This is a genomic window from Chamaesiphon sp. (genome assembly GCF_041738855.1).
GTDB lineage: Bacteria > Cyanobacteriota > Cyanobacteriia > Cyanobacteriales > Chamaesiphonaceae > Chamaesiphon.
This window is the reverse complement of sequence record NZ_JBGSPA010000068.1, coordinates 1-20,007: the sequence shown is the minus strand read 5'-3', so window position 1 is coordinate 20,007 and position 20,007 is coordinate 1. Positions and strand designations below refer to the sequence as shown.

At 42.7% G+C, this 20,007-nt stretch carries 17 protein-coding genes and 1 pseudogene; 14 read left to right on the top strand and 4 right to left on the bottom strand.

Features of this window, described 5'->3' with window-relative positions:
• Nucleotides 1–153 precede the first annotated feature (153 nt).
• The 4 genes from ACEW9I_RS07290 (at nucleotide 154) to ACEW9I_RS07275 (ending at nucleotide 8,222) form a co-directional block, all read left to right on the top strand.
• The gene (locus ACEW9I_RS07290; RefSeq protein WP_373539690.1) at nucleotides 154–1,395 is read left to right on the top strand and encodes a phospholipase D-like domain-containing protein; all 1,242 of its coding nucleotides are present in this window, start codon (nucleotides 154–156) and stop codon (nucleotides 1,393–1,395) included.
• Nucleotides 1,396–1,582: 187 nt separating this feature from the next.
• A complete protein-coding gene (locus ACEW9I_RS07285) occupies nucleotides 1,583–3,637 on the top strand; it encodes a class I SAM-dependent DNA methyltransferase (protein ID WP_373539689.1) in 2,055 nt (684 codons plus the stop codon).
• 13 nt (nucleotides 3,638–3,650) lie between these two features.
• Nucleotides 3,651–4,997, top strand: a complete 1,347-nt coding sequence (locus tag ACEW9I_RS07280; RefSeq protein WP_373539688.1) for a restriction endonuclease subunit S — start codon at nucleotides 3,651–3,653, stop codon at nucleotides 4,995–4,997.
• Between the two features lie 3 nt (nucleotides 4,998–5,000).
• The gene (locus tag ACEW9I_RS07275) at nucleotides 5,001–8,222 is read left to right on the top strand and encodes a DEAD/DEAH box helicase family protein (protein ID WP_373539687.1); all 3,222 of its coding nucleotides are present in this window, start codon (nucleotides 5,001–5,003) and stop codon (nucleotides 8,220–8,222) included.
• A 122-nt stretch (nucleotides 8,223–8,344) separates the two neighbouring features.
• Here ACEW9I_RS07275 and ACEW9I_RS07270 read toward each other — a convergent pair whose 3' ends face one another.
• Entirely contained in the window at nucleotides 8,345–9,493 is a 1,149-nt protein-coding gene (locus ACEW9I_RS07270) for a hypothetical protein (RefSeq protein ID WP_373539686.1), read from the bottom strand.
• The gene (locus ACEW9I_RS07265; RefSeq protein ID WP_373539685.1) at nucleotides 9,493–9,837 is read right to left on the bottom strand and encodes a hypothetical protein; all 345 of its coding nucleotides are present in this window, start codon (nucleotides 9,835–9,837) and stop codon (nucleotides 9,493–9,495) included. The genes ACEW9I_RS07270 and ACEW9I_RS07265 overlap by 1 nt, the downstream gene beginning before the upstream one ends.
• Nucleotides 9,838–10,525: 688 nt before the next feature.
• Between ACEW9I_RS07265 and ACEW9I_RS07260 the strand changes: the two genes are divergently transcribed.
• From ACEW9I_RS07260 to ACEW9I_RS07240, 5 genes are all read left to right on the top strand, one after another.
• Nucleotides 10,526–10,909 carry a hypothetical protein gene (locus ACEW9I_RS07260; protein WP_373539684.1) on the top strand — a complete coding sequence of 128 codons (384 nt, stop codon included), beginning with the start codon at nucleotides 10,526–10,528 and terminating at the stop codon, nucleotides 10,907–10,909.
• Nucleotides 10,893–12,569: a relaxase/mobilization nuclease domain-containing protein gene (locus ACEW9I_RS07255; RefSeq protein ID WP_373539683.1), complete on the top strand. Its 1,677-nt coding sequence runs from the start codon at nucleotides 10,893–10,895 to the stop codon at nucleotides 12,567–12,569. Before ACEW9I_RS07260 ends, ACEW9I_RS07255 begins: the two co-directional genes overlap by 17 nt.
• A gap of 281 nt (nucleotides 12,570–12,850) precedes the next feature.
• Entirely contained in the window at nucleotides 12,851–13,150 is a 300-nt protein-coding gene (locus ACEW9I_RS07250; RefSeq protein ID WP_373539682.1) for a type II toxin-antitoxin system HigB family toxin, read from the top strand.
• Nucleotides 13,134–13,550: a type II toxin-antitoxin system HigA family antitoxin gene (locus ACEW9I_RS07245; RefSeq protein ID WP_373539681.1), complete on the top strand. Its 417-nt coding sequence runs from the start codon at nucleotides 13,134–13,136 to the stop codon at nucleotides 13,548–13,550. The genes ACEW9I_RS07250 and ACEW9I_RS07245 overlap by 17 nt, the downstream gene beginning before the upstream one ends.
• A gap of 112 nt (nucleotides 13,551–13,662) precedes the next feature.
• Entirely contained in the window at nucleotides 13,663–14,001 is a 339-nt protein-coding gene (locus ACEW9I_RS07240; RefSeq protein ID WP_373539680.1) for a hypothetical protein, read from the top strand.
• 237 nt (nucleotides 14,002–14,238) lie between these two features.
• Here ACEW9I_RS07240 and ACEW9I_RS07235 read toward each other — a convergent pair.
• Together ACEW9I_RS07235 and ACEW9I_RS07230 are read right to left on the bottom strand one after the other, a co-directional pair.
• Nucleotides 14,239–14,703, bottom strand: a pseudogene (locus tag ACEW9I_RS07235) (Clp protease N-terminal domain-containing protein); the annotation flags it as partial.
• Between the two features lie 212 nt (nucleotides 14,704–14,915).
• On the bottom strand, nucleotides 14,916–15,518 hold the full coding sequence (locus tag ACEW9I_RS07230; protein ID WP_373539679.1) for a hypothetical protein: 603 nt from the start codon (nucleotides 15,516–15,518) through the stop codon (nucleotides 14,916–14,918).
• 504 nt (nucleotides 15,519–16,022) lie between these two features.
• On the opposite strand from ACEW9I_RS07230, the gene ACEW9I_RS07225 reads away from it, so the two are divergent.
• The 5 genes from ACEW9I_RS07225 to ACEW9I_RS07205 form a co-directional block, all read left to right on the top strand.
• Complete coding sequence (locus tag ACEW9I_RS07225) at nucleotides 16,023–16,547, top strand: helix-turn-helix domain-containing protein (protein ID WP_373539678.1); 525 nt, start codon at nucleotides 16,023–16,025, stop codon at nucleotides 16,545–16,547.
• A 166-nt stretch (nucleotides 16,548–16,713) separates the two neighbouring features.
• Complete coding sequence (locus tag ACEW9I_RS07220) at nucleotides 16,714–16,983, top strand: hypothetical protein (protein ID WP_373539677.1); 270 nt, start codon at nucleotides 16,714–16,716, stop codon at nucleotides 16,981–16,983.
• A gap of 47 nt (nucleotides 16,984–17,030) precedes the next feature.
• A complete protein-coding gene (locus tag ACEW9I_RS07215; RefSeq protein WP_373539676.1) occupies nucleotides 17,031–17,357 on the top strand; it encodes a hypothetical protein in 327 nt (108 codons plus the stop codon).
• Nucleotides 17,358–17,405: 48 nt separating this feature from the next.
• Complete coding sequence (locus ACEW9I_RS07210) at nucleotides 17,406–18,179, top strand: hypothetical protein (RefSeq protein ID WP_373539675.1); 774 nt, start codon at nucleotides 17,406–17,408, stop codon at nucleotides 18,177–18,179.
• Between the two features lie 295 nt (nucleotides 18,180–18,474).
• The coding region (locus ACEW9I_RS07205) for a DUF3854 domain-containing protein (protein WP_373539674.1) at nucleotides 18,475–20,007 on the top strand (1,533 nt) is incomplete at its 3' end.

Below are 20,007 nucleotides of genomic sequence, written 5' to 3'. Positions count from 1 at the left end.
ATCCCGATCTCTATTTCGGTTGTGATAATCGGCTATATTTTATAGGGATCGAGCGAGGAGGAAATGAGCGAATTTTAGGGGTTGCTAGGGAATACTAGGGATACAGAGATTAAAAATTAAGGGTGCGATAAGTTGATAAATTTTTTAAAAAGTATGAGCAGAAGAAAGTATGCTGCTGTTGGGTCTTTAATCGTAGCAGTTATTGTAGTTGTTGTAACTAAAAATCTAGTTTTTATAGCCGCTCCTTTCATAGCATTACTTTTCCTAAAGTCACTAGACCTTCAAAAAGGGTTATCGAGAGCAAATGAGCGGATTGAAACTTTAGAACAATCTTTTAACGACCACAATATTTTTGTCTTGGATAAGTTTAAAATAATTGAAGGCTCTGTTAATAAGTTAGCTCCTTCTAAGACCACTATTGATTCCAGAGACTTACTTAAAAAAACTGAATATAATCGACAAAAAATTGAGAAGGTCAATCATGATTTAGTCTTAGTGGGAAAAGAATATCGGGATGAAATTGGAGCCTTGTATGCTAGTAATGAAGAAATATGCCAATCAGTTGATAGAATTAGTTTGGATCTTAAATCATTAAAGCAAAACTTTGAATCGGAAATTCAAAGTAAACTAGTTAGCTTAATAAATACTTGTTTGTCAGATGGAAGTATTGAGAATGCAATCAATGAAATTCTTGAGAGTGGATCTCCTGTTATTTCAGAGTTTCTGAAACACACCGAAGATTTTGTCCAGGTAAGAATTGATAAATCTCTAGACGAGCAATTTAAAATAATCAAGCAATTACTATCACAAACTTATTCATATGATTTAGTTATAGATAGATTGGCAAGTCGTCAGGTATTTATGGATGCTTTGAAAGTTTCACAGCAAAGATTAATCTTAGTTTGTCCTTGGATATCAACTAGCTCAATTAACTCTGAAGTTGAAGCTGCCATGGAAGATGCTCTAGTTAAAGGTGTACTTATTGACATAAAATGGGGATATTCGCAAGACATAATACGTGAATATTCATCAACAACAAAGGAATATTTATTAAAAATACGTGAATTAAAACCAGATGAAGAATGGAAGTATTCAGGTATTAAGTTATTAAAAGATTTACAAGAAAAGTATCCTAAATTATTAAAACTTACACTATTAGGTACTCATGAAAAAATTATAATCTGCGACCAAAAATTTGCGATGTTCGGCAGTCACAACTTTATGACATCTTTAGCTCCTACTGAAAGAGAGATGGGCATTAAGACTGACGATTCTGAGATAATTAGTAAATTGATTAAGAGATTTGATAGTAGTGAAGTTAATAAGTTTACTAATGTAAAAACAAATCAGAAACCAAAATTGAAGAAGATTGCTAATGCGAATAACTACAATTAGCTGTAGCGACCTGCAACACTAAGTACTTAAAACCATAATCATCGCGATGTTGCTATCCAGTTAATGTGCAAATAAGCAAAAAACCCTGCATAAAACTTGAAGGCTTCGGCACTAGCTCTTGTGGATCGTGCGTTTGCACTGCCACAATGGTGTTAACCGATCCCAAATTCGAGCTAAATACTGCTAAATGTCAACGAGCAATATCCTTCAATACGAGTCAACTATCTGGGCGACTGCCGATCTGCTGCGCGGTTCTGGCATCAAAGAATCGGAATGGCCGTCATATATGATGCCATTTTTTGCCCTGGTGATGATTGAAAGCCGCTTAGTGAGGATGTTGGATGAACTCAAAGCAGAATTTGGTGAGGAGGCATGGAGCGGGATCGAGCAGCAAGAATTAATCGAGTTAATTCAGGATAAGGGGCAAGGTTACAACAGTTATATTTTCGAGCAGAATCAGACCCTCAAGGATATTTGTCAGAATGATAAATCCTTCGATATTGATTTTGAAGCCTACCTGCATGGCTTCGATAGCGAAACAAGGTACCTCTTGGGAGTGGATGCCACTGAGGGCGAGAAGTATCTGGACATCAAAGGGGTAATTACCAAGCTCAAGGCGAAGAAGGTGCTATTGGGCTATACGAAGGAATGGAGCAGCATCGACCTCAAACCCTTCAATAACTCGGAAATTACTACCCTAGAAGAGCATATCAAACGCCGCTGGGCGGATATTTCGGCAGAGACGGCAGGCGAACAGTACACACCTGATGATGTAATCGGACTGATTGCGGAAATCATTGCGGCGAAGATTGAAGACTCAAATCGGCTATTGAAAATCTATGACTGTAGCTGTGGCGGGGGTAACTTGCTGTTTGGGGTCGAAGACCGGATTCATGAGCGATCCGAACGATTGACCCAAACCTTCGGACAAGACTGGAACGATCCTCTTTACGCCCTGGCAAAGATTGAGAGTCGGTTTCGGCTCGATTCTAAGATCGAGCATGGCAATACGCTCACGGATGACAAATTCTACAATGACGAGTTTGATGTAGTCATCGCTAATCCGCCCTATGGTGTGAGTTGGAAGGGTTACGAGAAAGATATCAGGAATGATAAAACCCAGCGGTTTCAGCACCTCCCATCCATCTCTGATGGTCAGTTGTTGTTTATGCAGCATTTGATCTCGAAGCTGAATCCGAACGGGATGGGCGTAGTCGTTCACAATGGTTCGGCACTGTTTAGCGGTGATGCGGGTTCGGCGGAGAGTAATATTCGGAAATGGATGTTGGATCGAGATATCCTGGAAGCGGTAATCCAGTTACCAACGGACGAGTTTTTTAACACGGGTATCTATACCTATCTATGGGTGTTGAATCAGCGCAAACCTGTCGAACGTAAAGATCGGGTGATGTTGATTAATGCCAGTGAAAAGTTTAAGCCGCTGAAGAAGAGTAAAGGAGCGAAGCGTAAGGAGATCGATCCTGTCAGCCGTCTAGAAATCGTCGAGACTCTAGCGCAGTTTGTCGATAATGACTATGCGCGGGTGTTTGAGAAAGAGTTTTTCTACTTTAACAAGCAGGGAATTATGCTCACGAATGTAGATGAGCAGGGTAAAAGTTTTGTCAGTCATCTCAAGGAAGATAAAGCCAGTCTGAAGTTATCGCCATTGAAGCTGGAGAACGGGGAACGGACGCTAACGGAATTTACGATTACAGCCTATGATTCAGAACGGTTTGGTTCGTTAGCAGCAGCATACGAGCAGGATATTAAACCGTTTGTGGATTCGTTGGACTATAAAGAGCAGCCATTGGTAGTGACGACGGATAAAGCGATGTATTGGTTTGATACCGATCGAGAAACACTGATTAAAGAAGCACTCGGTAAACGGGAAGAGTTGGGATGCGGCAAGATCGTAGTTAAAACAACGCTGAAAAAGAAAACGAAAACCCAACCGGAACGAATTGAAATTACGGTGGAGCTAACACCAGATTATCAGAAGGATTATGAGATTATTCCCTTTCATCGGGATGAGGTCAAAAACAAGGCGGCAATTGACACATTTATGGCGAAGTATATTACCAAGCCATTTGAGTATTTAGAGAATGTGATGGGGGTAGAACTTAATTTTAATAAAGTGTTTTATAAACCGGAACAGTTACGGGATGTAGCCGAGATATTAGGCGAAATTGCAGCTCTAGATGATGAATTAAAAGAGCTTGAAGACTTAATTATTAATCTCTAAAAAAGAATCGAAAATGAAAGATCGTCGATTGTCAATTAGTCATTATCCAGTTTATAAAGATAGCGGGTTTGAGTGGTTAGGGAATGTGCCTGAGCATTGGAATTTGTTGAGAATCAAAAGTCTAACCAAGACTAAATCAGGAACTACACCTAAAAGTGGTACTGATGAATATTATGAAAATGGTATTCACTTTTGGGTAAGAACAACAGATCTCAATAATAACAGGCTATATTCATCAGAATTCAAAGTAACCACCTTAGCAATAGAACAAAATAGTTTATCTTTCATCCAGCCTAAAAGTATCTTATTGGCAATGTACGGAGGAATGGGCACAATTGGTAAAAATTCTCTATTAGAAGTAGAAGTTACTATTAATCAATCTGTTTGTGCAATATTTCCTAATCATAAACAATTCAATTCGGAGTATCTATGGTACTACACCCAATTTTTTAGACCTCATTGGGAGATTTTTGCTGATAGTGCCAGAAAAGATCCAAATATTAATCAAGAAGCAATCAAAAGGTTGTGGGTTGTTCTCCCTTCACTCCCAGAACAAAAAGCGATCGCACATTACCTCGATACTAAAACTGCACAGATCGATCGCAAAATCGATCTACTCACCCAGAAAGCAGAACAGTACGGCAACCTCAAACAGTCTCTCATTAACGAAACTGTGATGCGGGGATTAGATAGATCTGTATCGATGAAAGATAGCGGTATTGAGTGGATCGGGAATGTGCCTGAGCATTGGGAAATACTTCGGATAAAAGACTACACATATGTCAAAGGAAGAATCGGATGGCAAGGGCTTAGGAGTGCAGACTTTTTAGATAGAGGAGAGTTCTATTGCATTACTGGAACTGATTTATTGAATGGCTCAATCAATTGGTTGAATTGCTACTTTGTATCTCAAGAACGTTATGAGCAAGACAAATATATTAAACTGAAAGAACAGGATTTATTAATAACAAAAGATGGAACTATTGGAAAAATTGCCCTGGTACAGGATCTTCCTTTGAAAACAACTTTAAACAGTGGTGTTTTTGTAACTCGCCCTAAAAAAGATAAATATACGAACAAATTTATGTATTGGCTACTTAATTCTTCTTCTTTTAAAGACTATATTGAATTGACAAAAGGTGGCTCCACAATCCAGCACTTATATCAAAATGTCTTTGATAGATTTTTGTACGGTTGTCCTCCTCTCTCAGAACAACAAGCCATCGCCGATTACCTCGACACTAAAACTGCCCAAATCGATCGAGTTATTCAAACCATCAATACCCAAATTGGAAAACTCAAAGAACTCCGTAAAACCCTAATCAATGATGTCGTCACAGGTAAAATTAAGGTAGTCTAATTTATGAGCGAACTGCACTTACAAGATAAATTCCTCGTTCCCTTCTTTCGGGACAATTTAGGTTATCAAGAAGTCAAAGCTAACACCATCAGTCATGATTCCCTAATTATCGAAGAAGATCTCCATACCTTCATTGCCACCACCAAGCTCAATCACAAGCCCTATGAGATCCTCCTCAAAAAATATAGTGGTAACGCCCACGAACTGTTAAAGGATCTGATCGAACTGATTCAAGAGCGGATCGCCAGTAGCCGCAACATGGCACTGTTCATCAATGCCAATAAATCTGTTACGCTCCAAGGTATCAAACTGCATCTGTTTTATACCGATGATAGTGCAATCTATGACAGCAGCTTATTCGAGCAAAATATCTTCTCTATCGTTCAAGAACTGCCATATAAATATAAGTACCAAACCAAACAAATCTTCTCTTTTCGTCCCGATATCAGCCTCTTCGTTAACGGTATTTACCTCGGCTATAGCGAACTAAAATCTAACTCCAACCAAACTGCCTCCAAGAATGGACGGGGTAAGGTTATCAAAGACTACTTTGAAGCGGTAAAAGTTTACTATGAAGTATTCGATCGGAACTCTCAACTCAGCGATAAAGAGAAAGACTCTTATCGTAAAGATTTCCTCAAAATATTTGAAAAAGCGATCCACATTACCAGTACCGATATCGGCGAAACTTATATCATTCGGACGATATCTGACTTCTTTGACGATATCCTCACCACCTGTCGCGAAGGGAGATTCGATCGAGAAGACTATGAGAAGAAAGTTACCAAAGTCTTCAAACCCTATCCGCTGCTAAATCCCAACGCTGATAAAAAAGATAAGCTCAAAGAATTATTTACTTACCATTACGGTAAAAGCTTTATTGAGAAAGAAATCCTCTACTACAATTTTATCGAGCGAGATATCAGTGTTGTCAATGGTAAGAAAGAACTCAAAAACGAATTGGGACATCTAATTTCCCCCCGTCCTAAGCAAAAGTTTGGTACCGATAAGATTCTGGCGAGAATCGATGAATTTTTAGAGCATGAAAGTGAAGATGACTATTTCATTCATCTGCTCGAACGCCAGCTAGCCAATGTCTCTGCTGCCAAACGCGCCGAACTGATTGAAAAGCGTAAAGCTTACGCTAATAACAAGAACGTCTATTCCCTCCTGCTTCAATATGCCGCTGGCTTTGGTAAATCTAATATCATTGGCTGGACAGCATTACAACTCAAAGATTTGCGCCGTAACGGTCGATATGTCTATGACAAAATCATGATTGTGGTCGATCGGCTCCAACTCCGCAGCCAAATCGACTCTAAAATGCTGAACATGAACATCGATAACAAGATGTACATCGAGGCACACAACAAATCAACCTTCCAAGCTGCGCTTCAGTCAGATACCCGCCTTGTCATCGTCAATCTCCAGAAATTCGGTGCAGTGCGGGAAATGCTCGACAAAGACACCCTCGAACAACTCGCCCAACTGCGGATCGTCTTTTTGATCGACGAGATCCACCGCTCCAATAGTGGCGATCAACATGAAGAAATGGTCAATATCTTTGACGAACTTCAAACCCCCTTCGATAGCCAAACCCAATATAACCAAACCCGCACTAAGAAGAACCTAATCGTGGGCTTCACCGCAACTCCCGACGACCACACCCTCGCTCGTTTTGGTGAATTCAGCGGTTATGCCGAAGGCGAAAAACTGTGGGTACCTTTCGACTCCTACACGATGAATGAAGCCATTAAAGACGGCTTTATTCTCAATCCTCTCAAAAATATCGTCCCAGTTGCCTCCAAGATGCTATTTGACATCCCCAGCAACGTCCTGGAGGGCTTTGAGACACCCGAATATAAGGATATCGATAAAAAAGATATCTACGAGCATCCCGACCGCATTCAGGCGATCTCTGCGTACATTGCCGATTTACTGGTGAAAGATGTCTATCGGCAAATTCGCGGCACTGGCAAAGCCATGTTAGCGGTGTATTCGATTAACGCGGCAATCGCCTACAAACAAGCTGTCACTAAGCAGTTCAACGAACTAGTCAAACAGCCTAAATATGCTAAATACACCGATGCGCCGATCCATGTTGTCTACTCCAGCAATCAAGACAAACAGAACTCTACAGGGCTAAATGATGGACTCAGCGAAGAGAAAGTTTTAGAAAACTTTGCACTCAAGAAGAATGGCTTAATTATCGTCGTCGCCAAACTGCAAACGGGATTTGATGAGAAAAGACTGCACACTCTATTTTTAGATAAAGAAATTAGAGGCATTGCGGCGATTCAAGCGATCTCACGAGTCGATCGAACTGCCAAGTATAAAAATGATTGTAAAATAGTTGATTTTTCCTATAACAACGTCAACGTCCAAAATATCAAGGATGCTTTCGAGCATTTTTCGGATGTTGTTGTCAGCGACTTCGATCCATTTAGCGATCGACGAGTATTAGAAATTCTGTTTACGGAGCTGAAAAAATCCGATCTGTACACCCAGTTTTTCGATGTTTTCCTGAGAAGTTACCAAGCTAATGTCAAGTTTACCGATCCAGAGAATTATCTCGATCTAGAAAGTAGCATCGAAAAATATATTAATGCCAATCCCCAGCGGACAGCCGATACTAAGGCTAAAGCCGCTCAATATTTTACGATTCTCAACCGGATTGAGTATGTGATCAACCTAGAGCAAAAGTACAGCGAATCTAGTTGGCTAGAATTTTTACGATTGTTTAATGCCATTTACAACAGGCTAAATCGGACTGATGATATCAAAGATGCGATCGAAGTTTATTTCGATAATCAAATCGGCATTATTGAAGTGAACACCCAAGAGCCAGAACCAAAGAAAAAGCGAGAGACAAAAGTAGCCACAGCCGGAGAAGGCGATCGAGTTTATCAATTTGATATCCTTGCCATCCTGGAAGCCCGTAACGAGCAAGAAGACGTTAAAGGAGAACGGATTCGTGAGTTTGAAGCAAAAATTAGTGACTTCTTTGCCTATGCACGAGATTCAGATGAAGGTAAACGCTTAATCGTCAAAATTAATTCTTATATCTCGGAAGATGAGATCTATGATGATTTTGGCAAAATTTATCGCAAGTATAAAGTCTTGCATCGTAAGACAGTTGGCGATTATTTCTTCAAGGAAACTGAAGATCTGGTAAACAAGCTTTGTGATGATTTTGAGGTGACTGTGCGTAATCTTAGTAGATAGGGGGAAACACTAACCTAGACCAAAATTCGACAGATTAAGAGGAATTAGTAGGGCGGTAAAAATCCACACCCTACCAATTACAATCGCAATTTAATGGCAACAGCAAGTAGAGCGGCAGGATGTCAGATTTGTACCTGCTTGCGTCCCCGCTCCTCCCGCACCACAGGCATCAACCCCGACTCCCACAAACATTGAGCATCAGCATAGCGATCGCGTAATTCTGAGGGAACCAAAGTACCTTCAGGATAAACCAACCCAGCATTGAGAAACGATCTCGATTCAGGCTTACCCACAATCTTCGGAAGATTCCAAGTATAGCCTCGGAACTCTTTGAGGAACATCCGACAAGTCCCACCCCCAATCAGGATATCGGTTACTTCAGATAACTGGGTATTGAGCCACTGGGAAATTGAAGCCCAGTACATTTTTTTTGCTGACTCGACGGCTTCAACTAACCGAGTCAGTTCTTGTTGTCGATCTGCTTGTCTAGTCTTTAGCAGTAAATCGTGGAGATATGTTGGATTTGAAGCAGACTCGTTAACTTCGGCGATCAGGTATCGAGCAACCGATCGAGTGATATCGTACTCACTATATCCTGAAGTGTTGCTCTGAATTTCCCTAACCATCGACACAAAGCCCAGATCTGAAGTTTTGTAGGTGTCTGGTACTCCCCGATCGACCGTGTAAGCACTCAAATTCCGATGCCCCATCATCACTACGCCCAAAACTCGATCTCGACATTCGGGGTAACGTTTTTGATAGTGCATCGATAAGCCCCCGCCTTCTGGGACGCAGTTGAAATACTTGAGCTTAACGGCTAACCTACCGCTGGGACTATCGAAGGAGTTAAGTGCGGCGGTGAGTGTGCGATCGAGTAAGTGCTTATCCTCTAATTCCCCAGGCGGTAATAGACATGCCAGAAATAACTTAGCCTTTTTTCCTCCGCCCAATTTCTCGATCGCTACCCAGACAGCCGCTAAAATCCGCCCGACGGCATAGTTGGATTTAAGGAGTGCAAGGTTAGTCGTCGAGCGAAACTTCTTCTTCGCCAGCATTCCCACAGCGTAATATTTACCGGAACTTTCAATGAAGGCATAATCTTCAGAATTGCCATTGAAGCGATCGCGTCGATACTCATCTAAGTATTTGACTACCGGAACCTCAATGATTTCTGGCTCGATTGCTAGATAACTCGGTGGCTTGCTGGGATCGTTGCCGTACAAGACCTTTATTAAACTACTTCCCAGATCTACGGTCAAGTATACTTCCATCAGTTGCGCTCCGATTTGAATTGTATATCGACGGAGGGAATCCGACAATCATCGTCATCTTCATCGTCATCTCCTTCATCATCAGCATCAAAGCTGATATTGGAATCTGGCGTAGGTGTCAAGCAATCTCCTTGAGCCAGTTGAGATTTAATTGCCTCCAAAATTCCCTGGGTAATCTTGATGTGAGCTTCATGCTTGGCGATATCGGTAAGGCAGGCAATTTTAATATCATGCAAACTTTCTCCAGCAGTGACTGTGGAAATCGCTAAGTACTCGTTATCTATTGCCGCCATAATTCCTCCCGATATCCCTGAATCTAAACCACTCAGGTACTTATGAAGCATCAAATGTCTCGGATTATCTTTATCCGGTCTGAAGTCAATAACCGATCTTTTTTTAACCATGTATCTCTACTCAACTTTATCTGTCCTCTAGATATCACTATACTTATGGCAGCATACTACGTCTACAGTTTGCTAATGTAATTTTAAAACATTAGCAGCTTTACTATGTATCATATTGATAGCATTTAGCTATACTCGATCTACCCAGTTTTTGCATGGTAATTACCTGTCTAAACTATGCTTATTCTCTGGTAATTGACGGGTACAATAGCGAAACTCCGAAGGTTATGGCTCGACCTGACATGGTAATTGCATGGTAATTGCATGGTAATTACCATGTCAGGTTATGGCTAACGGGCTAATTTCTTAACTTCTAGTTATCAATATTTTTAGCTAGTAAATTAAAAATTTTCTATTTTGAGATTGTTATTTAGCAAAAGTTTCAGCTATTTTAGCTATTAATAAAAATACTTAAACTGCCAATAATATAAGTCTCTCGATCTCAGTCACAATCAGAGGGCTTAGTCTGAGGTTATAGTAAGGGAAGCAAGCTAATATCATGGCAGACCTAAAGGTCTACCATGATAGGCTTGATGGGGGTATCCCCCATGCCCCCAAACCCTAGAATTACCAAAAATTCCGTAATAATTTGAAACTAATTAGTTTCAAAAGTTACAAATATAACTACATGCAAGAAGTTGACAAGAGATCGAATAGAGTGACGATCCGATTGACCGATGCGGAGCGATCGACTCTTAGGGGTAACGCTGAAAAATTGAGACTGGATGAAAGCGAGTATGTCCGAAAAATGTTGGGTAAGGGTGAAATAAAACAGATAGTAATCCCCAAGGTAAATCAGGATACGCTCCAAGAATTAGTTAAATTACAGATTGAATTAAATCGCCAAGGGATTAACTTCAACCAACTGGTAAAACTATTACACTCCCAACAACAAGTTGCCCCAGAGATTGTTAGTGGAGTAGCAGCATTAGCCACAGTCCACAAGCAGACCCAAGTAATTGTTACTACTTGTCACTCACAACTAATTAAGCTGCATGATCGGGAAAATTAAGCGGGGTAAGTCTTTCGGTGGGGTGTGTGACTACGTGCTGCGACAGAACAAGCAAGTCCCAGGGCGAATTATTGGGGGTAATATGGTGGGTCAAACCGCGACCGAATTAACACGCGAATTTGAGCTAGTCGCCAGATTTAATAGTAGGGTCAAGGTGCCTGTAAAGCACTTTAGCCTTAGCTTTGCGGAGTCTGACGGCATAGTCAGCGATGACACTAAAAGTTTGCTGGCAATGGATTACATGGAGCGGATGGGTTACGGCAATAGCCAGTATCTAATAGTAAGTCACGACCGGACAGACCATGACCACGCCCACGATCACATGCACATTGTTGCTAATGTCGTGGCGGTCAACGGGTTACGGGTAGATGGCTGGCTAGACTGGCAACGATCGCAAACTGTTTTACGTGAGTTAGAACGCGAGCATAATCTAACGCCTGTAATATCGAGCTGGGACAAAAATCGGGATAAATTGGCGGCGACTAAGCACGATCGCCGCGTCGAGAGATTGAAGGCTAGTGGCGTACAACCTGATGCGATCGAGCGGACTCACGCTGAGATCCAATCTAAGATCGACCTGGCTGCAAAGGGAGCGACCTCGATGACCCAGTTTTGTGGGCGGCTGCAAGCGTTAGAAATCGATCCGATCGCCAGGATCACTAGAACGGGTAGGGTGCAGGGGATTAGTTATCGCAGCGGTGATGTGGTCGTGCGGGGGTCGGATCTGGTAGGTGCTAGTTTTCCGGCATTGCAACAGCGGGGAATTAAGTTCGACCCAGCACGAGATCTGGCTAATTTGAAGTCTGCTGTTAAAGGAGAGCGGCTAGAGGTAGATCGAGAGTGGCTGGAGAACCTGCCCGTAATAAGCGAGGAGGAAAATCTAGTAACTGCCGCTCCGGTATTTACTCACCCAGAAATCCCCATAATTCCCATAGTAACTACCGAGAGCGAAGTTGCTCCTTCAAATAAATACGACCAAGCGCAAGAGCGTCTTGATGCTGACCTGATTTACGTCGCGGCTGAATATCCAGACCTCAAACAAACTCCAGAGTATCAGGCAGCAGCAAAGCGAGCGAACGCTCGATATCAAGAACGCTTGAAATCTATGCCTAAACAGGTGGTGGGATCTACCCCAGCAACAGAACCAGTAACCAAAAAGTGGGAGCATACCCTTCAACAAGCAACCGACCGTCGATTGGTTGAATCAATCCTGGCAGCAGCCCAGGAGCTGGGGGCGGATGATTATCGGGCTGGTAATTATCGGGTACGGATTCTAGAGGAGCAGATCGAGGTTGAATATCAAGACAAACTGGCAATGGTTATCAATGTTAGTAGTGATGAAGCCCAGTCGCAGTTAATCGGTTTATCCAATACTATCAACCAGTACGAGCGCGGTTTAGGAGGAGCGATTGCTATTGTATTAACGGACTTAGAACAGCAGCGGTCAGAGGACAAAGAGCGAGAACAGCAACGCCAGAGCGAGTTACAACAGGAATTGGAGCGGCAGCAACAGCAGCTCGAACGGCAGATCGAACTAGAACGAATACAACAGCTAGAGCGAGAACTCGATCCCAATATGGACTTTAGCAATCCATCACCCAACGTTAATTTTTCCGATCCAGATCGTGAAATCGAGAACGATTATGATTGGTCTAGATAACTCTGAACCATTACAGCTTACTTCTGTCTCCAACAGCGAAAATCAACTGCTGTTTGAGTTTTTGAATGATATGAATCGGTAGCATGACAATCATATTTTACTCCATCAACTTGCATTGCCGCTCCGCTCCTCGTCCGACTATGGCGATTTATCCTCAATCGCTAAATAAATGCCTAATGAATCGCTCGATTACTATCTTTCCCCAGTCGAGAACTAGTCGCGACCTCTACTTGACATCTATGCTCTCTATATGAGAGTATAGAAAAAAGGAATCGCGGACTATGCACCTAATCACTATTCGCAACCTCCGCCAAGATGCGGCACCCTACCCCGACGTTCACAAACAGATTAATGACTGGAATGACATTGTTAAGGGTGCATCTTGGCAAAGCTTAATCGATGTTCAGACCATCTATAGAGATGCTGAGGCGGTGGGTAACTTCACGGTTTTCAACATCAAGGGGAATAAGTATCGCTTGATAGTATCGATCGACTATGAAGCACAGCTAATCTACTACAAATATTTTCTAACTCACACTGAATACGACAAGGATAATTGGAAAAATGACGACTACTATTGATAAGAAAAAATACCTAGAACTAATCGATACAGCCGACATCATCCCCAAGGTAATCGAGACTGAGGACGAATACGATCGGTTTCTAGCTGCGGCTCAGATGTTAATGCACAAACGACTCACTCGCACGGCAGAGGATACCGCCCTATTAATGTTGGTAGTCAAACTGATTGAGGACTATGAATCAATTCACCACAATTTGGACGATTGGGAAAAATCCACGCCGAACGAGTTGCTGCGTCACATTATGACTGTTAGTGGTACTCGCAATGTCGATCTAATTGGCATCATTGGGAGTAGCGGTGTCGTGTCTGAAGTTGTTAATGGACACCGGACGATCAGCAAGGAACAGGCGAAGAGCTTGGGCAAGTTCTTTAAACTATCTCCAGGGTTATTTATTTGAACGAAGAGCGTTAGATCGTTCGACTATCCTCGATCGCTCAAACTGAGCGATTGAGAGGGGCAAGCGATCCCATTAAATTAACTAATTGAGTAAATTTCACGCAACGAAACCCATGTCAAAACACCAGTTCCAACCATTTTATCAAACAGCAAAAATGAAAAAATTTTGGGTATTAACGCTCGCTATAACTCTATCGCTTGCCGCGATCGTCCAAGCACAACCAGACGATCTAGGAATCTTTAAAGGGCGCAAACGTAGTGAATTACCCGACAATTATCGAGAAATCAACACGCCAGCAAAACTAAAGGCTTTTATGACAAGCCTAGAAACAGTTCCCAAAAATGCCAGAATAACCAAAATCGATGGGCAAACTTACTACTGTTCAGATCGTGGAGGGTACGATCTAATGAGTGGGATGAGAGTCAGCGATATGAGATGTTGGCAGAAGTAACTTCTTGAGTCGGGTTCAACACCAAAATTCCAGGTAAAAAGCTTTCCTTAACTTGGTTTTTGATTCCGTTGTTACTCACGCCTCAGGAACGAGCGATTACTGAATGGGATATATTTTACGGCGCAAAGCTACAATATCATCTTTGAGATCGCTAACAGCCAGATCGATTTTAATTGCCTTCATCTCGATCGCTCTTAAAAGTAACAACATCTCCATCTGCTGGACTGTCATTGGAATAGATGGCGATGCACTATTAACTTCGCTCGGTTCTTCGCCCAGCATCCCCATCACCTGCGGTCGAACTGTGGTTAAGTCTACGCCCAGAGTCTCCAGCACTCTCACCGCCTTATTTTCACTTTCGCTAATTACTCCGAGTAGGAGATGTTCGGTACTAATATAGTCATGCCCCAGTTGCTTAGATTGTGCTTGAGCGAACTCTAGAGCGCGTTTTGCTGGTGGTGTGAACGGAATTTCGATCGCAACAACTCCCGAACCGCGTCCGACAATTTTTTCAACTTCAATTCTGGCATCCTCTAAATTAACTCCCATCGATTTTAAAACCTTAGCTGCGATGCCAGTTCCTTGACCGATCGATCCTAAGAGGATTTGTTCGGTACCCACAAAGTTATGTCCCAATCGGCGTGATTCTTCCTGACTTATCATAATTACTTTAAAAGCTTCTACTGTAAAACGTTCAAACATAAAGAGCTTTTTCCCTATTGTTATAAATAGATCGACACAGCGATCTTTAATGTATCTTTTACCTTCAACCCTGTTTAATTCCGGCTATCGTTGGCGTTGGCGTAGCCTGCCGGAGGCACAGCCGCGCCGAGAGGTAATCGTCCACTTCAAAATACCGAGAATCCGCTCGATGGGGTTGAGCGAATACTCCGTAACATCAGACGAGCGATTAGTTAGCCAGATTCATCCACCATCCACTTCAGAATACCTAAAATCCGCTCGACTGGAGTGACATAATATTGGTGAGGATCGATGATGACCTCTTTGCCTTCGAGCTTGAGAAACTGCCACAACCTACCGCTGGTTACACTGCCATAGATAACCGAGATTTCGTTACCTCTACTAGTATTGAACTTAGTCGCAGCAATCATCTCGGCGACACACTGCCCCCAGCCTAGATCTAATCCTTCCTTGTCTGCTTCTACCAGCATTACGAGCGGAGCTTCGATTAGATATGGAGTTGTCGATTTACTCAGCAAGAAATCGACAACTCCATCTAGACCACAATCTAGATCTACATTCAACTCTTCACCAGAAAATAGCTGAACTCGCTTTTGAGTTAATTGCACTACCTCAGCTAAAATCGGACTAACCAAAAGTTCGGATTTAGCTTTAGCAGATTGGGCTGTTTCCGCCAATCGAAACCACTGTTTAAATATCGTCAAGAATTCTGGTTGGGGATCTGCACTCGGCAAAGATTCGCAGAATGAATCTGCCAAAAGATTTAGCGCAAACCGATCCTTGACAGTTTCGATGGTGAAGTTGTTGTAAGTCATCGATTTTTACTTTCTAATTCAAATACTAAATTGGGTTTTTTGTATTAAACCCCTGTGACAAAAAACCTAATTAATTGAAATCTATAGCAATTTCATTGTATTGTAAACAAGACAATATCCCAAGCATGTGAGAATGAGCAGTATTACATGCTCGATCGATCTAATCGTTAACCAGTAAAGCTTAGGGCAATTTCAAGATCGTACTCTTGGTTCGGTTACATTGATTTCGGCTGTAATTGGCTGCAATCGGGATTAACTGGCACACGCGATCGGGGCTGATTGCCGCCGCGCATCCTCGCCGCAAGTACGGTGATTTTTAGTGGGTATCATGACCCAATGGCGAGGATCGCACTCTGGCAATCTAAATTAATCTTAGATAGTTTAGCTATCCCGACAGTGCCCGACACTTGCTGTCACCCAGTGTCGGGATACTCACATTCAAAGGTTAATATAGAGTATCCCGACATGTCGGGATAGTGTGTCACCCACTGTCGATAAACTCCGATGAATAAAGAAGAAGCCGCCGCCTATCTGGGCATCAGTACCCGCACCCTCGAACGCTATAGCAAAGATGGTAAATTACAGGTCAAGTATGAGGGAGCCAAGACCCGACCGATTGCCACCTACGATCCAGACGACCTCGACCGACTCAAAGCCGAACTGCAAACCCCCACGATTAAGCCCACAGTAAGCGATGCAGCCTTAACCCCGACAGTGACCGACACGGAACGCGGGGAGATGTCGGGCATTGTCGGGGTATTGATGCGGCTGACAAATCCCATCGAGCGACTGATCGACGCACTAGACCGCCGAGCGACGCTCGAATCTAAGCCTCACGTCCCGATTGCCGATAAATTGCTATTGACGATGCCCGAAGCTCAAGCCCTCACCGGATTGAGTCGAGAAATACTTAAAGCAGCAATCGACGCTGGCAACCTGCCGACAAAAATCATGGGTAAAGCATATAGATTCAAGCGCAAAGATATCGAAGAATATATCGATAGATTGTGGCAAAACGATGAGCAATAAACCTGTTACAACATACTCACCATAACTAGTAACAGGTTTGTCAATCTTCACATTAAACCTGTCACTAGTTAAAGACATAACTAGTGACAGGTTTAATTCAATAGCTGTTAAACCTGTCACTAGTTTGCTATAATCGTAAATATAAACCAGTCACAAGTTTAATGATATGTCTAAACCCGTTGGCGGTAGGGGTCACAAAGCCCCATATCAAACGATGACCATCCGCATCCCTATCGATGTCAAGGAGCAGGTCGAGGAGATAGTCGAGCGGTTCCGCTCTGGCAATTTAGAATCAACTCTACCCGATAATAGCGGTTGCAATCAAATAGCACAACTGACAACAATCATCGAACGATATCAAGTAGCATCAAAGTCAAGTAGAGATTGGACTAAATGCAATCAACTCATTCAGGAAATATTAGCCGAAATCAGATAGAATTGAGGAAGATTGAAAAGTTAAAAAGAGATGGAGAATTATAAGTAATGACCTTTGATGAAATGCAGTTAATAATGCAGTCGGTTGTTATTTCCCAGCGGGAAATGCAAGCTACACTCAGAGAAACACAAAATTTAACCCAATCAATTGCTCGTGGCATTCAGGCTATGCAAGACAAGGCTCTGAGTGATGAGCTAAAGCGCGATGAAGAGAAAGCCGAACATCAAGCAAGAATGGAGAAGTTAGAACGTATTTCTGAAGGGCTGGTTAATATGTTGGATTCGATCGACAGCGATCGCCCGACGATCTTGCGGAAGCTCAACACGATCGAGAACAAAACCGATGCGATTATCGAGCGACTGAATCGCGATTAATACTATTTAAAGTTTAAAAGTATATTAACTTAATGTACTTGACGAATTATGAATATCAATTCAATTTTATCAAAATTATCTGCCGATGACTTATACCAGAATGCAGAATCAAAATGCTTACAAAATTCTAAAGGATTAGAATATCTCAAAAATAAACAAGAACTTTGGAGCAACATATCAAAGCTTATCGGAGTAGGTGGAGCAGGAGCCGCCTTCTTTAACCCACCCTTAGCAATTGGTGGAGCCGCAGCATCTCTTAAAGCCTTGGGAATCACTGTTTCCTTTGAAAGATTAGCTCTGATTGTTGAAATGCTGCTCAGAGATTATCCTGGTGAAATAACTATCACTCCAAAAGTCAAGACTGATGCAGGAGAAATTGAGCTGCTTGTGAGGACAAGCGATGGGATGTTTTTTGCTTTCGAGTCGAGATCGAAAGGAACTTCGCGAATTAAGTGGCGAGAAGACCGTCAGAATTTTTTTATAAACAGCCGCACAAAAAAAGGTAAGCCCAGGTCACAAAAGTGGGGTGAGTTGATTAGCGTTGGTACAAGGTTAAATCAAGCGGTACTCACACTCAAAAAACAGAAGAATGAGATCATCGGGAAAAATAAAGCGGAGCAGAAGCGACCAGTGATCAAAGCGATTATCCTTACTGGTAAGACCGAAATCGACCCAAACAACGATCCTGCAATGTTTGTAGACTTCGGTAAGCTTAAAAAAAAAGAGGGCAAAGTACTCCGAGTGGCGACGGAAAATGTCATTTTTCTGGTCAACCAGCAAAATCTTGTAGATTTTTTGATGCCGCGCGATAAAAATCTCTAATCTAGTAGCAATTCTTTGTCCAAAATAGGGGACAATAACCATATCCACGTAACAAAACCCCAATCGTGTAAGACGAAAAGGGCTTGTTGTATCCAATTAATACTCAGATTTTCTCTGAAGAAACCAGAAAAAGACTTGTTTTAGAAGCTCAAGTCTCTACAGTATACCCATTTTTGGCACACTAGTTAACAAGCCAAACAGCGTATATTTTCCCTACCTAGAGTGTAGTTAGTGACTACATTGTAAATAGGGTTCTGGTTTCGGAAGAGGGAGTCTGAGAGGAAGAAAAACTCAGATGACCAACGCAACACACCTCAACGAATTTCAAACCAGAGCAATTGACCTATCGGTAGGACAAAACGCAACTATTTTCCTCCCAGAATTAGAGTACGCAGGGGAGGGATCGGCTAGCGAAGTCGTTTCTACCCCTCTGTGTGACGCGCTGGGATGGACATATACCAGATTTGGTCATAGCACTAAGAACCGCACCGGATTAGGCTTTGTTGATGCTTACAGAAAGATCTGGCAGGTTAAAGTATTTGGCGCAGGTAACGACAACGGTAAGCGGACGGGAGCTTATATAGTTCCGAAAGGTAACGGAGATGTTGTTTATTACCCACCAGTCCCTCGATTTACCGTCGAACTGATTGCCGCAAAATATGGAGTCAAGCCCCCTGGGGACGACGAAGATTTCTGGACGTGGATTTTAAAGCACAAGAAAATTCGGATTGTAATTACTGAGGGCGGGTATGGGGCTTTGAGTCAGATCTCGGCTGGCATTCCGGCGGTTGCTCTTTACGGTTGTAGATGCGGCGTTGATCTTAATGGAGATCTCAAAGATACCATGCTGGCAGCACTAGTAAAGGGTCGAGAGATCTCCATCGCTTTCGACAAAGATGGTGAAAATAATCCCAAAGCTGTGCGGAACGTAAGGGCAGGAACTCACAAACTTAGCCAAGCAATTAAACGAGCGGGTGGTAAACCTTTTGTAGCCCAGTGGCAAACGGCAGAGGGGAAAGGAATCGATGACGTAGCCGCAAACCACGGATCCGACCGAGTTAACCAGATTATCGATGATTCACTCACTTATGCCGAATGGGTCGAACGCGACCAGAAAATTAAGTTAATCGAACGATATCGACGCGGACTGGCTTTCACGCCTACTCAGGTGATTAATAAGCCCAAGCTACCTAATGGGATTTTAGATGACGCATTAAAAGAGGGGACACTGATTGGTTTACTAGCTGGCATGGGAACGGGGAAAACTTATCAGCTAGTGGAGCATTTAGCCAAGAAAGCGAAATCGCTCGGCTTACGGCTGATTGTACTTGGATATCGAAACGGATTACTGCGGTCGTTCCTGGTGCGCTTAAATGAGGTGGGAGAATTAGCTGTACTACTGATCGATGAAGATCCAATCATGGCATTCAGTCAGGATCATTTATTGCTGTGTCATCACTCGATTGGGAAACTCACGCCCGATCGGTTTGAGAATGCAATCGTGGTGCTAGATGAAACTGTAAGTGTGATTAACGACATACTCACCACCAAGTTAAAAGGCGTTGGCAACCGTCGCCGCGAACATATAGACCAGCTCCAAGCCTGTATCGCTAACGCTTACTCAGTCGTGGTTCTAGATGCTGCTCTAAACGACCGAACTATCGCCGCAATTCGGGATCTCCGCTCGTTTAGCCGGATCGAACTAATCGAAAATACCTATCGCCAACCAATGACGATTAATGTATTTGAGGGCACCCGAAAGGGTCGAGATCTGTTCCTTCAAACCGCTATCGAACAGGCAATGCACGCGCCGATCTTGTTTACCTCA

Bases quoted from the DNA above. Each gene is read 5' to 3' on its own strand.
- ACEW9I_RS07290 (WP_373539690.1), top strand. From the start codon at position 154: ATGAGCAGAAGAAAGTATGCTGCTGTTGGGTCTTTAATCGTAGCAGTT.
- ACEW9I_RS07285 (WP_373539689.1), top strand. From the start codon at position 1,583: ATGTCAACGAGCAATATCCTTCAATACGAGTCAACTATCTGGGCGACT.
- ACEW9I_RS07280 (WP_373539688.1), top strand. From the start codon at position 3,651: ATGAAAGATCGTCGATTGTCAATTAGTCATTATCCAGTTTATAAAGAT.
- ACEW9I_RS07275 (WP_373539687.1), top strand. From the start codon at position 5,001: ATGAGCGAACTGCACTTACAAGATAAATTCCTCGTTCCCTTCTTTCGG.
- ACEW9I_RS07270 (WP_373539686.1), bottom strand. From the start codon at position 9,493: ATGGAAGTATACTTGACCGTAGATCTGGGAAGTAGTTTAATAAAGGTC.
- ACEW9I_RS07265 (WP_373539685.1), bottom strand. From the start codon at position 9,837: ATGCTTCATAAGTACCTGAGTGGTTTAGATTCAGGGATATCGGGAGGA.
- ACEW9I_RS07260 (WP_373539684.1), top strand. From the start codon at position 10,526: ATGCAAGAAGTTGACAAGAGATCGAATAGAGTGACGATCCGATTGACC.
- ACEW9I_RS07255 (WP_373539683.1), top strand. From the start codon at position 10,893: ATGATCGGGAAAATTAAGCGGGGTAAGTCTTTCGGTGGGGTGTGTGAC.
- ACEW9I_RS07250 (WP_373539682.1), top strand. From the start codon at position 12,851: ATGCACCTAATCACTATTCGCAACCTCCGCCAAGATGCGGCACCCTAC.
- ACEW9I_RS07245 (WP_373539681.1), top strand. From the start codon at position 13,134: ATGACGACTACTATTGATAAGAAAAAATACCTAGAACTAATCGATACA.
- ACEW9I_RS07240 (WP_373539680.1), top strand. From the start codon at position 13,663: ATGTCAAAACACCAGTTCCAACCATTTTATCAAACAGCAAAAATGAAA.
- ACEW9I_RS07230 (WP_373539679.1), bottom strand. From the start codon at position 15,518: ATGACTTACAACAACTTCACCATCGAAACTGTCAAGGATCGGTTTGCG.
- ACEW9I_RS07225 (WP_373539678.1), top strand. From the start codon at position 16,023: ATGAATAAAGAAGAAGCCGCCGCCTATCTGGGCATCAGTACCCGCACC.
- ACEW9I_RS07220 (WP_373539677.1), top strand. From the start codon at position 16,714: ATGTCTAAACCCGTTGGCGGTAGGGGTCACAAAGCCCCATATCAAACG.
- ACEW9I_RS07215 (WP_373539676.1), top strand. From the start codon at position 17,031: ATGACCTTTGATGAAATGCAGTTAATAATGCAGTCGGTTGTTATTTCC.
- ACEW9I_RS07210 (WP_373539675.1), top strand. From the start codon at position 17,406: ATGAATATCAATTCAATTTTATCAAAATTATCTGCCGATGACTTATAC.